This window comes from Candidatus Kaelpia aquatica (assembly GCA_030765335.1).
In the GTDB taxonomy this organism is placed as follows: Bacteria; Omnitrophota; Gorgyraeia; order Kaelpiales; family Kaelpiaceae; genus Kaelpia; species Kaelpia aquatica.
The window spans coordinates 38,125-51,776 of sequence record JAVCCU010000032.1; the positions used below are offsets into that span (position 1 = coordinate 38,125).

The following is a 13,652-nucleotide window of genomic DNA, read 5'->3' on the forward strand; positions in this document are numbered from 1 at the left end:
ATATTATCGGGATAATTCTTGATAAATTCTCTCTCTTATCAGTAAACTCACCCTCGCTCTTATGTAAACTCCTCCCGGCATCTCTTTTTTATCAATTATACTATCTTGATTAATAAAACTAAGAACTCCCATCTTATCTTCTGGTAAAAATAGACTTAAATAAGCCTCATGAGATGAAAACTCTTCACTTATTCTCTCAATAAGAGAATCCAGGCCGTCTTTATTTAAAGCAGATATTAAAATAGAATCGGGGTATTTCAAGCTTAGATCTTCTCGATTTAAATTGCTCAGACTATCTATTTTATTTAAGACTGTTAAAATATTTTTATCCTTAACATCAAGTTCATCTAAAACCTTATAAACAGAGTCTCTCTTTTTAGCAGAGAGCGGATCTGATATATCCAGTAGATGTAAAATTAGATCGGCTTCTACTATCTCTTCAAGTGTTGCTTTAAAAGCATCTATAAGATGGTGCGGTAAATCGTTTAAAAATCCTACCGTATCTGCAAATAACACCTTCTGCTTGCCAGGGAGAACATAAACACGGGAGACAGGATCAAGCGTTGTAAACATACTATTAGATGAAACCTGCTTTGAGCATGTTAAAGCATTTAAGAGGGTAGTCTTTCCTGCATTTGTATAGCCAATGAGTGCTATCAGAGGTATCTCGTTCCTCTCTCTTTTTTTGCGTAAAGATGCTCTTCTTTTCTTGACCTCTCCTAAATCCTTATTTAAATATTCTATCCTTCTCCTTATTCTTCGCCTATCGACTTCAAGTTTCTTCTCGCCCGGACCCCTTGTTCCAATACCGCCACCTAATCTTGATAGCATGACACCCTTACCGCGAAGACGCGGCGAGAGATAGTTAAGCTGGGCCAATTCAACCTGAAGCTTCCCTTCAGAGCTCCTTGCATGACGCGAAAAGATATCGAGTATAAGTTGAGTTCTATCTATTATTTTAACACCGAGACCATCTTCTATATTCTGCTGCTGTGTAGCCGATAGATCTTCAGATATTATCACAACATCTGAATCTAATTCTTTAACCTCACAAGCTATCTCCTCTATCTTGCCTTTACCTATAAAACAATGCGGATTTACTTTTTTTACTCTAACAACATCTTCGCCTTGGATATTACAGCCTGTCGATAAGACAAGTTCTCTCATCTCATCTGCCTTCTCATTAAGACTCCAGGAGCCTTTTTTATCTATATCAACAATAATTATATAAGCATTCTCTTTCATCTATTTTTTAAATCGTTAAAAATAAAATCAGCTATACTAAAAGATGAATCAAAATCTGAGAGATTTATCCACTTTATACGCTGATCTCTCCTTAACCAGGAGAGCTGCCTCTTAGCAAAACGACGGCTATTACGTTTAATGAGCCGTATGGCCTCATCCAAACCATACTCGCCATTGATATGACCTATAATCTCTTTGTAGCCTGCACCTTGATATGCTGTTAAACTTATTCTATCCATTAAACCGCATACTTCATCGACCAACCCTCTAGATATCATACCATCAACCCTTTGATCTATTCTTCTATATATTCTCAGCCTCTTATCGCATAAAGCATATATGGATATCTCATATTTTGATGAGATTCCTTCTCTTTTTGTCTTTAACGCAGATATTCTCTCTCCGGTTAAATAATATACCTCAAGAGCTCGAACTATCCTCCTTAAGTCATTTTGATGAATCTTAGCAGCAGCTTCAGAGTCAAGCTCCTTAAGTTCACCATAAAGCTTCTCCAGCCCCTCATCTTCTGACCTCTTTATAAGCCTCTCTCTTATCTCATGATTGCAAGAAGGACCTTTAAAGATACCGTCTAGTAGAGAATAGAGATACATAACAGAGCCGCCTACAATAAAAGGAATATTACCTCTAGATATAACCTGAGTTATAACCTCTGATGCTCTACTCACATACTCCGCAGCATCAAAGCTCTGACTATAATCTACTATATCAATCATATGGTGTGGAATCTTAGCCTGAATATCCTTTCTGGGTTTAGATGTTCCAATATCCATACCTTTATAGACCGCCATAGAGTCAACAGAGACCACCTCTACTCTGTCAATTAACTTAAAAAGCTCAAGTGAAACTTCTGTCTTCCCTATACCGGTGGGACCTGTTAATACAATTATTGAATTTTTATCCATAAATCTTAATGCTTTTAAAGGTTAAGGAGAATTAATCAAGGGTAGATCACGCCGCTATATCCTAAAGAGACCAACTTCTTAAATTGAGATTCAACCTGATCTCTGCTATCGAACCTACCTACGCGAACCCTATAATAAAGCTTACCTTTATGAACTATCTTTTTAATATAGGTATTGAAATTTTTAAGGGCCACTTTTTTTGAAAGATTATAAGCATTGTCATAGTTCAAAAAAGAACCTATCTGGATTGTAAAATAAAACTCATTATCATCTAATATTCTTCGAGCATAGCTGCAGGAAAGAGAGTTGGGGTAGCGATTAACTAAAAGATTGAAATTTCCTCTGGCATCTTCCCAACGCCCCTGCTTCCTGAGGCACAACCCATACTTATACATTGCGTTGGATATTATCTCGCTTCTTGAGAACCTCTCCATGAAAGTATTATAGAGAATATCGGCATCGTCAAACTTACCGCTTAAAAAGAACGTATCAGCTTGCCCCAGAAGTGCATATTCGCTCCACTTTCCGCCAAATCTTGAAAGCTTATCGCAATAAATCCTGGCATCCTCAAAACTGGAACGCTTAGTTAAAAGCAGGGATTTAAGGTAAAGATATTCCGGGGAGGACTCTCCGCTCTTAAGATATTTATCGACTATACGCTCTGATACATTATATCTCTCTTTAAGAAAATAGACCCAGGCATCGTTAAAATCTTCGGCAAAAGAGAACACAGACAATAAGCTGACTAGTACAGCAGCCGCAAAAAAAACACTAATTATTTTAAATCTCTTATTCAATTATCTCTCCAATTAAACTATTATCAGTTATCCGGGTTATTTTAACATTTTTTAGACTTCCAACCAAACCCTTTCCTTCAACTCCAACAGAATAGTTTTCACAAGACCTGCCTAAGTTATAGCCTCTTTTATCCTCAGATTCAAAAAGAACCTCGCAAGACCTGCCCACTAAACCTCTCTTCTTTTTTGAAGCTATCTCTCTTTGGACCTGAAGCAAAATATTATTTCTATCTCTCTTATCCTGATCTGAAACACTATCTATAAAATCAGCGGCCTTAGTTTCAGGCCTAGAAGAATACTTAAATATAAATGCAGAATCAAAACCTATCCTCTTTAAAGCAGAGAGCGTTTTTTTGAAATCTCCTCTCTCTTCACCCGGAAAACCAACAATAATATCCGTTGTAATCGCTCCTTGAGGATTAAACTTTCTATAGCATTTAACCAGATTAAAATAACTAGAAATAGTATAGCTTCTATTCATAAGCTTTAAGATCTTGTTGCTTCCGGATTGAAGAGGAAGATGTAAGTGATTACAGAGGCTCTTTAAGTCTCTCATCGCCTTAAAAAGCTCGACATCTGCATCTTTTGGATGTGAAGTCATAAAGCGGACTCTCTCTATTCCGGTCTTATCTATCCCCTCCAATAACTTTACAAAGCCGTCATTCTCATAGGAGTTGACATTTTGTCCAAGAAGAGTTATCTCTTTACAGCCTCTGTCTTTTAAAGAACTGACTTCATCTACTATCTCCTCTATAGGCCTAGAGCGCTCTCTACCCCTTGTGTGAGGCACAATACAGTAGGTACAGAAATTATTACAACCCTCCATAATAGAGACAAAGGCACTTAAGGCTCTCTTCCTATAATCCCCCTCCTTATGGAAGCACTTTAGGCCGCTCTGTCTACCTACTGCTTTAATTCTATCACTCTTTAAAACCCTATCTATATTTTCAATTAATTCACCCTCCTGAGAAGGCCCAAAGACCCCGTCAAGATGGCTATATCTCTTAAGAAGCTCTTCACCGTAGACCTCTGCAGTACATCCAGTTAGAACAATCTTAAAATTCTTCTCTTTTTTAAGCTTCCTTAAACTCCCTAAAAAAGATATCGCTCTATGTTCAGCATGATAGCGCACAGAACAAGTATTTATTATAATGAGATTAGCATCCTCTATTACCTCTGTCAGAGTCCACTCAGATGTAATAAGTTGCCCAAGCATCCACTCAGAATCTCTTTCATTCATCTGGCATCCAAAAGTTTTCAGAAACACTTTTTTGCACATAACTACTTATTCCTCAATGTTTTACGCATACTAAGTACCGGTGTCAACAACTGTAAAGCAATAAATATATTCACACTAGAAATCATATCTATCTCATTGTAATTTAAATGGTTATATAAAATTACTGGCATCCCTATCGTTCATCTACTCTATACCTATTTTATACTATTTCGCCACTTTATTATCTTCTTTATGTCAAAAACTGTAAAGACCGGATAATTACGACAATCCCGGCGCGGCTTAACTAAGCCCTTTGTTATCCAGTAATATAATCCCTGCCGGGAAACTCTGATAATCTTTGCTACCTGAGTGAGATTATAGCACTTAACTTCTCTTTTTTTAGCCCTGCGAATAATTTTCTTATCCAGATGATTTATTATCTGGTCTACCTCTTTCTCTTCCTGCTTCTTCTTATTCCATAAATATTCAAAATACTTCTGGTCAGCCTCAAATATTATCTCAAGCGCCATCTGCCATCTTAATTGCTCCTCGCTACCATAAGGATAAATTTTAACTATTTTACCGTCTTTATTATAAAGAACCAGATCCTTTTTTAAAACCGTTCATCTCCATAGCCACCTCCTTTTTTTTACTTATGTCAATCCTAGTAGCCTATATAACTATTTGACATATATTAAAAGATACCATACAGAATTTGAAAATGCCTTATTTTACAAATACTTATATATATTTTACTCGTTTTATAAAAATTAGGGAAATTATTTGAATTGGCTTTTCAGTCCCGCGCTCTACCCTGTCTATCAGTAGATAGGCGTGAGCTATCTCGGCATAAATAACTGTTATAAGATAAAAAGGAAATAGAAATGCGTCAATATTTAAAATCAGATTCCCCACGAGAAACACGTTCCCACTCATGTAGTGATACGAGCTCAAAGCTTCTATGGAATGATTTTATTCTTCTAAAGCTTTTTCGATGCGTCTTATAAGTTCTTCTGACTTTATGGACTTAGCAATGAACTCTCTTCCTCCAATCATTCCCTTGCTATCTCTCACCTCTTTTTCACTTACAATAACAGTAAAAAAAATTATAGCAATATCGTTTATAGCAGGATCTTTTAATAAACATTCAGCCACCTCAGGACCACTCATTAAGGGCATAAGCACATCCAAAAGTATTAAATCCGGATGTTTTTCCTTAGCTAATTTGATCCCCTGGGTTCCTCCCGCTGAAGTTAAAACTTCAAATTTACCCGTTTTCTCCAACCTCAACTTCGTAAGCTGGCAAAGATCATCTTCATCATCAATTATGAGTATTTTCTTCACTATCTCTCGCATCCTTTTTAAAAAAGAAAAAGTTAATAATCACAGTTATTCCTGTTCCAACTTAGCTATCTATTGTTATCAAACCTCCCATTCTTTAGAAGGGCTATGTACCTTAAATTCAAACTCATTTTCTGTTCCATCTTTTTACACCTTTTAAATTCTTTTTAAAATCTCTTAACTATATACAAGCAAATTACATGCCACAATATATTGAGAAAATAGGTAGTATAACCGATTGCAAATGAATGTCTTATCAAATAATATCTGCAATACTTGGTCAAAGCTCTTAGGTGCATGTAAACATTAGTTGCAACTGGGCTACCCCTGCTGGACGAGTTTTGCAACTGGTTATTGCACTTAAAGCCAGCTAAAAGAATTTAAAAAAACATGATTTTACAAACATCATCTATTAGTAAAATACCGATCAAGAAATAGTTTAAATAGAATTCAAACGACAATCTAAAAAGATTCTAAACTCATAAATTATAAAAATAGATAAAAAATAAAATCTCTAAAATATATTTTTTTAATTTATATCTTATTTAAAAATTCAACTAATTTTGCTTAATAACCAATTACATGTTATATCTTTAATAGAACTTTAAAACAAATAATAATTTTAAAAAAACATTTTGAAGATGCATAAAAATACTACTATTATATTAATAATATTTATTCTACTTCTTCTGTGTAGCGAAAATATTCACGCTCGTAGAATACGCTTTTTTACCTCAGAAAACACCATATATATTGACGATGATCCGCCTGAAGAGGACAGTGAAGATGCCATTGGTTTAATAGAAACTGTTTTCGGAGATCTTCTTCCCCACGAAGTCTATCAAGAAATATGCGACGACAGATACTATCCATTAATAGCCTACGATCAAGAAAGTGGAAATATAGCAGGGGCTTTATTCTTCGTGGCTGATGAAAGTGGATATAATTCAGACATGATAGAAGGAGTTCAAATTGCTGAGGAAAAAATGGAATTAATTAAAAATGTACAATACGTAGATATTTGGATAGCAATAAATCCAAGTTACAGAGGTAGAGGTATTGCAAAAAAGCTATATGCAATGTTAGGAGAAATTCTAAACCAAGAATATGGAATTAATAAATTTCTGGATTTAGCCGTTACAGATGCGGTTGGTTTCAGAGAAAAATTTTCCCCAATAGTTGTAGGCGAAGACGGGCAAAGATATCTCACCCTCAATACAATACCTCAAAAATAAATCTTCTTTTTCAGAGCATTCTGACACTGAGCACTTCTCTATATATTCTAATTTTAAATTTTAAAAAGCTACCTCGTAAGGACTCGAACTTTATGTGATATAATATAACTGTTTTACCATGCCTTTATTCAAGCCTCAAGAAATCCTTCCATAGCCTCCCTAACCAACTCGCTTATATTCCTGCCGGTTTTTTCTGCTATCTCCCTTAGTTTTGCATCCTGCTCTTTTCTTATGGTGCGAGGCAGTGTCTTAAGGCCTACTGGCGAGAGTTTCCTAAAAGGCTCATATGTTATAGGCCTCTTTTCTCTATATATTGCAAGTAGGCCTCAATTGTAGGCCTCAAAACCTTTGATTTTGTCTTGCCCTGCTTTTTTGCTAAATTCTCAAGCTTTTTAGCCAATTTTGGGATTAGGCCAACATAGACAGTAACATAATTTCTTCTTGAGGAAATTTTCTTAACCAATTGTTTTTTATAGGATAATGCAGCGTGAAGCTCTAAACATAAACTTTCCCTTGCATCGCGCAGGCGGAACATGTATTTTACCACCGCGCAAAAACAAAAGCTAATCCCCAGCAAAAAATTTGCTTTGAATTTCCTCTGCTTCCTTATCTGTTTTATCTGATAGTTCAAGAGCAAGGTAAATAACCCTCATCAAAGAATCTAACTGCATAGAATCATCCTTATGTTCAATTTTCACATTTACTTTAGAAATCTTAAATTTTGGGCTTCTCTTCTTCTTTTTCATTTCTCAAAATTATCCTATTTTCAACACAGCCCTCTCACTCCAAAACACTTATCTTCCTCAACAGCTCTAAAATCATCCTTACGTACTTGGACATTCGGCCAACCGAAGGTACGGATATAGACTTTCATAGGCAAGTATTACAATAGAAAGTATTTAAACTGAATGGACGGGAGTAATTAAGCATTGTATCACTTTAATTAAAATCAAGCTTACACTTTTAAAGCGTGCTTTATAAACCACCCCAATTCCAGGCATAGATTGTTCCGTTACTGTCGATATAATATTTACGAATAGCATCATATCCCATAGCAGTTATCCTACCTGGTGGGTCAACACGTCTATATTTATAAACAAAAATAGTTCCGCCTTTACCATCAGGCTCTGTATAAGCAGGCGACCCATAACTGCTGATTAGTTCACTTCTTGATCTACCCTCCCAGGAACGCATCTCCTTGGTGACTGCAAAGGGAGTTGTCGCACAGCCCAAAGCAGAAAACAGAAGAAAAAGAAAAATTAAAATCCTCATCTGTTTCATTTACATACCTCCATCTTAGCGAAAAATATATTCAACACCATCAAACTTATCTCTAACCCGAAGATTTATTCCTTCACAACTAATGAAAATATATGCAAAATTAGCCGGATTTACTTTAGATACCTCAGAATTTGCTCCATTTTGACCAATTTCCCTGGCTTCACCTTCCCAGGAACTATTCAAATATATAACACCATTCTCAACCGTAGCCATTCCACTGTAAGATATACTTCTAACAAGATCACCGTTATTACTATAAGAGGCAAAAGTAAAGCTAAACTTCTTGTCATAACCTATATACATTATCATACTGGTAGCAATTCCATTTATTGTCGTATCATAGACCCATTCACGATTATCTATTTGATTAAAAATATCATCGTCACTAATAGCAGCTGCATTTGATGCGACTAAAAGCAATAGACTTAAAACACAAAAACCTACTAACCGCTTCATTTCACACCTCCTTATTGTTAACTTATTTACCAACATAAGCTGTTCCAATTTTTGTTTTTACTTTTTTAAAATCATCAGATAAAGCTTGTTTCAGATCATCGGTAAGCTTGGTATAACTAGTAATCTCGCTGCCATTCTCAGCTATTGTAACATAGACTTCATCGTTTTTATTAGGATAATAATATATATCACCGCCAACTCCTGGGCCATGCTCAAACCATCTTTTATTCACTGATTCACACCGACCCATAAAAATTTTAGGCGGCGCAATTTCGCCAAAAGATTTAATAAGCGTAAACGTTATTTGCTTATCATCAACAGAGTTATAGTGGTCTACTACTTTAATATCCTTAACTACAGCGATTGCCTTTATCTTAGACTTATCTACTCTCTCTTCATAAACTTTAGGTGGCAGCACAGCAAAAGCACTAACCGATAAAAAGTATAGAGCTCCAACTATTACACTAGTTAATTCTAACCCTCTTTTAATTTTCATTTTATTTTATCTATTTATCGTCTTTACTATCTTCTTTTTTAGCCTCACCTACTGCCGTCTTCTCTTCGTATGCAGTAGGGACTGTTGGTTGTAAATCTTTTTTTTCTTCCTTATAAGTTGTCTTTGGCGGATTGATAAGCTCGCCAGTCTCAATATCATGAAAACTTTGAGTATTTTCAGATCTATAATATTCTCCCGTCCACAGAGATTCCGATATTCCAGTAGCAAAAGCTAGCTTCTTTTTATCTTTTAAAAGCAACTTTGCCCAACTATTTATATAGTTCACTAAAATTTTAGTATCATTTTCTAACTTACCGTGTTCAAACAGCAAAACATAAGCTTCCTTTTCACGATCCATCCCAATTAGAGCATTGGCCTCTAAGATAGCAGCTATATCAGACATTTCTTTGACGAGCTCCTCGTCTTCTGTCTTACTGATAACCTCACGCATTCCCTTTACCGCTTTCAATGCCAAATAAGATTGACCGGCAATATTAGCGTTGTGAGCGTAATCAAACCAGAAATCAAAGCTATCTTTTTTATGGGGATACACAGCAATAAGAATCTCACTCACTAAAGAGAAAGGCAATTCTGCTTCTACGGAAAATCTTAACCAATAATTATTCATATACAAGTAATTAGGATCGTCTTTCAATGCTTTGTCAAAGAGCCCTCTACTTAAATCACCCATTCCAGCTTTTTCACCTTCAATGAAACGTGTCACTAAAGCATCGAGATCTCGGTTTATCATCACATCTTTAACCCCTCGCCACTTAAGCTTAACTGGCAAAAATAGTCCCCAAATTCCATCAATATACTCTATCTGTGATGTTGCTAATTCATATTCTTCGCCTAACTCTATTCCCTGATAAAACAACCTTAACTCTTCCAGCTTCATGTTCAGGCCACTTCTTATAACATTGTCATTCATATATAATTCAGCCAGTCTAAAAAACCCCCAACTAGACTCATATTCTGCGTGCTTCTGGCTCCAATAAAAACATTTTTCATAATCTACAATGCTTTTATCGCCTATATATCCATTAAAATAAAAAGCCGCAAGTTGTTGTATCGCTGAGAGATTACCCTGTTTAGCTGATTTTTCAAAAAGATCCATTGCTCCTTTCAAATCTTTACTCTGAAGAAAAACCCCCATAAAAAATTGTGCACCAGGATGCTCCTGATCAGCAGCCTTCTTTATCCAAACATCAGACTCAACTCTGTCCTCCTCAACCCCTCTTCCTACACTATACATAACCCCAAGAATAAATTGTGCTCTAGGATTGCCTCTATTAGCTAGCTTTCTTATCCCCCCCAATGCACTGGAGAAATATTTCTGAGCCGCAAGTTCATCTTTTAGGTCATATTCATATATAACACCTAAATGATAGAGACCAATGGGGTCTTTTGCATTTTCAGCCAAAGCTAACTTTATCCACTTATGCCCTTCTTCTCTATCAGCTTTAACACACCTACCATTTAGATAAGCCTCTCCCAACAATATCTGATAATCAGGATCACCTGCCTGGGCCTTTGCTTTTATTTCCTCAAAATTCTCTGATGTAATTCGCCATTTAAAATTCACAGATGACTTTGATCCTTTTTTAGCTGCTTGGGCTATATTCATACCTCCTAGAACAATAGCAAATACACTGATACAACAAAACCACTGTAAGACAATAACACGTGAAATTTTCATTTAAATCCTCCTTTATTAATTGCAGAAAATACTCTTTTACAGATATCTACAATGATATTATGTTAATAACAAATGGTAAAATAGTCAATGTAAGAGCTGTGCTTATTCTGACTTTATAAGGGGGTCATTATCAATAGATACCGCGGGTGCAAATTTCTGATAAAAATCCCTTATCATGCAAAATGATGATAAGCACTTCGGTATGAGAGACACAACTGCTGGGTAGAAATTCATCCTACCTAAATACCTATACCTTCATGCAGTTAGACAGTAGTTTTTGTTTTATCAAATTCCTTAGAAACCTTCCAGCGCATCTCTCCAAGGACACCCTGAGAAATATTGGATAGATGGTCGCCTATCTTTTCGAGATTGTCAACAAAATCTAAAAACACAATACCGGACTTAAGGTTACAATTACCCTCGTTTAACCGATTAACATGCGATTTTTTAAGTTCTACCTGAAACCTGTTTATGCATTCTTCTCGCGCAAGAACATTCTCTGCTATCTCAGCATTATTTTTCTCTAAAGCCATCCCTGTCTCTATCATCATGCTGTGAAGTTCGTTCCACATCAAGTTTAATTCTTTTATCGCTTCATCTGTAAAAGGCAGTTTTTTTTCTATTTTGCGCTCTGCGAGGTTTACTATATTCTCTGAATGGTCACCTATTCTCTCAACATCGTTTACACTATGGATTAGGACCGGTAATTTTTCAGATTCCTCCTGAGTAAGACTTCTCTGAGAAAGCTCCACAAGATACTGAGTTATTTCAGATTGAAGATTATCAACCGTCTGCTCTAGTTCAGAGATCTGTTTTATCATGTTTAAATTATCCTCAAAAAAACTTTTTACAGCTATTGAAACGGAATCAGAAGCTATATCTAACATACGAACAGTCTCCTTTTGAGCCTGCTCCAATGCTATGGGAGGAGTATTTAATAAATGCTTCTCTAGATATTGAGGGCCTGCTTCAATTGCACCTTTTTTTTTCGGGACTAGCCGTATACAGATTTTTTCCAATACACCAACAAACGGCAAGAAAACCAAGCTATTAACAACATTAAAAAGACTATGGGAAATGGCTATGTAAAACATGACATTTTTGAGGGTAATATCGCCGGGAATAATAAAATTTACAAACTTTACAAACCACCCAGTATAGACAAAAAACAACATGTACCCTACGCCGATAACATTAAATATAGTATGCGACATAGCTGTACGCCTAGCATTGACATTTGTGCCCATAGCCGCCAGCTGTGCAGTAATTGTAGTCCCAATATTATCGCCCAGTATTACCGGTATAGCTGCAGTAAAGCTTATCACACCGCTAAATGCCAGTACCTGAACAATGGCTATTGTAGCGCTTGAGCTTTGCAGCAATATAGTGAAAATAATACCGACCAAAACACCTAAAAGAGGATTACGGCTAAACGAAACGAATATATCTTTAATCTGCTGGCTTTCTTTTAGCGGCACAAAAGCATCTTTCATAAATCCCAATCCAACAAATAAAATACCGAACCCCATGAGGGTTTGACCCCAGAATTTGACATTTTTTGTTTTACCAAGCGTATTCATGGCAAAACCGATTGCAACAAGCGGGAGAGCATAATTGGTAATCTTAAAAACTGACATAGCGGAGACAAGCCAAGCGGTAAAAGTTGTTCCTATATTAGCACCGATCACAACACTAATAGCCTGCCTTAATACAAGAAGGCCTGCATTTACAAAACCTACCACCATTACAGTTGTAGCACTGGAAGATTGGATAAAACAGGTAATCACGGCACCGACAAGTAGTCCCATTATAGGAAGCCTTGTGGCTACATGCAGGATAGTCTTGAGACGTTCACCGGCTATCTTCTTTAGGCCTTCAGACATTGTTTTCATGCCAAAGAAGAAAAATGCAAGACCGCCAATTAAAGAGAATATAAATTCTACTGTCATTACTTATGCTTCCTACTCAATACTTCTGCGCATATTATAATACACTATCATAGTCAACGCTCTGTGAAACTATATCATTTTTCCATAGAAACCAATACTATATTTTAAAAGCTGCCATTATAGAGATCCAACCGAAAGCTTATTTTATGCATTTTTATGCATATCAATAACCAATATTCCGCCAACACCAACATTTTCGGGTTTATGCTCATTTATTGTAACCACATATGCCTGCCTTGGAAACTTATATGCTTTTTCCATAGCATCTGTAATTTCTTTAACCAATACCTTTTTTACATTTAGATCTTCAATTTTTGCTCCATCAATGGTAGCGTTTGGCACAATAACACCTCCTAATAATTCTCCATATTCTTGTTAGTGAGATAGGCTACCATGTTTAAAATCTCATAGAACACATTTTACGAGTAAAAACACCTCTTGCATACCCTATTTTCTTTTCCATCTTCATAATAGCCTTATCTACACATATCCTATCGCTCTTCCTGTAAATAAATCTTATCACCCCCTAGAACTAGAGATCATCTAGACCTCACTATTAAATCTTGTTAAGTTCATAGCTGTGAAGATAGAGGCAGTATATTAAGAATGCTGCAGATAGCGAGCGGTCAACGAAAGAAAACTACATGTAAAGCAGCCAAGAGACATGCTATGGCAAATAATCCTCTAATATCTCATGCTGGTATGGAGCAAGGAGAAGATTGAATTCATCCCGCTCTGCTTCTGAAATTCTCCCATAACGGCTATAAACCATATAGGCTAATTCAAGAAGCCTATATTTATCACCCCCCAAAACAGCTCGTAAAGATTCAGCATGTTCTTCAAAAAATTGATTCGAATTACCGGAATCATTATAGCAGCTGGGACCATCTAGGTCGATTCTAATCCACTGCTTAGGTAGAGTATGCCCTGAAGATCCTATCTGATCATATAATTCCCAGGCTGAATCAGGTACATGATAAGGTACTTCCAATATTATGTTTTTAGACATTC

At 36.1% G+C, this 13,652-nt stretch carries 16 protein-coding genes; 1 reads left to right on the plus strand and 15 read right to left on the minus strand.

The annotated features are described in order from the left end of the window. Positions 1-3: 3 nt before the first annotated feature. The 6 genes from hflX to P9X27_05740 all read right to left on the minus strand — a co-directional run bounded on the left by hflX (position 4) and on the right by P9X27_05740 (position 5,528). The gene (gene hflX, locus P9X27_05715; protein ID MDP8253875.1) at positions 4-1,245 is read right to left on the minus strand and encodes a GTPase HflX; all 1,242 of its coding nucleotides are present in this window, start codon (positions 1,243-1,245) and stop codon (positions 4-6) included. After that, entirely contained in the window at positions 1,242-2,168 is a 927-nt protein-coding gene (gene miaA / locus P9X27_05720; protein MDP8253876.1) for a tRNA (adenosine(37)-N6)-dimethylallyltransferase MiaA, read from the minus strand. Before miaA ends, hflX begins: the two co-directional genes overlap by 4 nt. Before the next feature lie 35 nt (positions 2,169-2,203). Then, positions 2,204-2,965, minus strand: coding sequence for an SPOR domain-containing protein (locus P9X27_05725; GenBank protein ID MDP8253877.1), 762 nt, complete (start codon positions 2,963-2,965; stop codon positions 2,204-2,206). Beyond that, entirely contained in the window at positions 2,958-4,244 is a 1,287-nt protein-coding gene (gene miaB / locus P9X27_05730; GenBank protein ID MDP8253878.1) for a tRNA (N6-isopentenyl adenosine(37)-C2)-methylthiotransferase MiaB, read from the minus strand. Before miaB ends, P9X27_05725 begins: the two co-directional genes overlap by 8 nt. 155 nt (positions 4,245-4,399) lie before the next feature. Further along, on the minus strand, positions 4,400-4,714 hold the full coding sequence (locus tag P9X27_05735; GenBank protein ID MDP8253879.1) for a MerR family transcriptional regulator: 315 nt from the start codon (positions 4,712-4,714) through the stop codon (positions 4,400-4,402). Positions 4,715-5,156: 442 nt separating this feature from the next. Next, positions 5,157-5,528, minus strand: a complete 372-nt coding sequence (locus P9X27_05740; GenBank protein MDP8253880.1) for a response regulator — start codon at positions 5,526-5,528, stop codon at positions 5,157-5,159. Between the two features lie 638 nt (positions 5,529-6,166). On the opposite strand from P9X27_05740, the gene P9X27_05745 reads away from it, so the two are divergent. After that, complete coding sequence (locus P9X27_05745; GenBank protein ID MDP8253881.1) at positions 6,167-6,760, plus strand: GNAT family N-acetyltransferase; 594 nt, start codon at positions 6,167-6,169, stop codon at positions 6,758-6,760. Positions 6,761-7,049: 289 nt separating this feature from the next. On the opposite strand, the gene P9X27_05750 is transcribed toward P9X27_05745, so the two are convergent. The 9 genes from P9X27_05750 to P9X27_05790 all read right to left on the minus strand — a co-directional run. Then, complete coding sequence (locus tag P9X27_05750) at positions 7,050-7,307, minus strand: hypothetical protein (GenBank protein MDP8253882.1); 258 nt, start codon at positions 7,305-7,307, stop codon at positions 7,050-7,052. 16 nt (positions 7,308-7,323) lie between these two features. Next, positions 7,324-7,506, minus strand: coding sequence for a hypothetical protein (locus P9X27_05755; GenBank protein MDP8253883.1), 183 nt, complete (start codon positions 7,504-7,506; stop codon positions 7,324-7,326). 229 nt (positions 7,507-7,735) lie between these two features. Then, on the minus strand, positions 7,736-8,041 hold the full coding sequence (locus tag P9X27_05760) for a hypothetical protein (GenBank protein ID MDP8253884.1): 306 nt from the start codon (positions 8,039-8,041) through the stop codon (positions 7,736-7,738). A 15-nt stretch (positions 8,042-8,056) separates the two neighbouring features. After that, positions 8,057-8,497, minus strand: a complete 441-nt coding sequence (locus P9X27_05765; protein ID MDP8253885.1) for a hypothetical protein — start codon at positions 8,495-8,497, stop codon at positions 8,057-8,059. A gap of 22 nt (positions 8,498-8,519) precedes the next feature. After that, positions 8,520-8,993, minus strand: coding sequence for a hypothetical protein (locus tag P9X27_05770; GenBank protein ID MDP8253886.1), 474 nt, complete (start codon positions 8,991-8,993; stop codon positions 8,520-8,522). A 10-nt stretch (positions 8,994-9,003) separates the two neighbouring features. Next, the gene (locus tag P9X27_05775; GenBank protein ID MDP8253887.1) at positions 9,004-10,692 is read right to left on the minus strand and encodes a tetratricopeptide repeat protein; all 1,689 of its coding nucleotides are present in this window, start codon (positions 10,690-10,692) and stop codon (positions 9,004-9,006) included. Positions 10,693-10,955: 263 nt separating this feature from the next. Beyond that, complete coding sequence (locus P9X27_05780) at positions 10,956-12,641, minus strand: Na/Pi cotransporter family protein (protein ID MDP8253888.1); 1,686 nt, start codon at positions 12,639-12,641, stop codon at positions 10,956-10,958. Positions 12,642-12,785: 144 nt separating this feature from the next. After that, on the minus strand, positions 12,786-12,983 hold the full coding sequence (locus P9X27_05785) for a tautomerase family protein (protein MDP8253889.1): 198 nt from the start codon (positions 12,981-12,983) through the stop codon (positions 12,786-12,788). Between the two features lie 325 nt (positions 12,984-13,308). Next, positions 13,309-13,652 (minus strand): hypothetical protein (locus tag P9X27_05790; GenBank protein MDP8253890.1); only part of this gene is annotated, 344 nt, incomplete at its 5' end.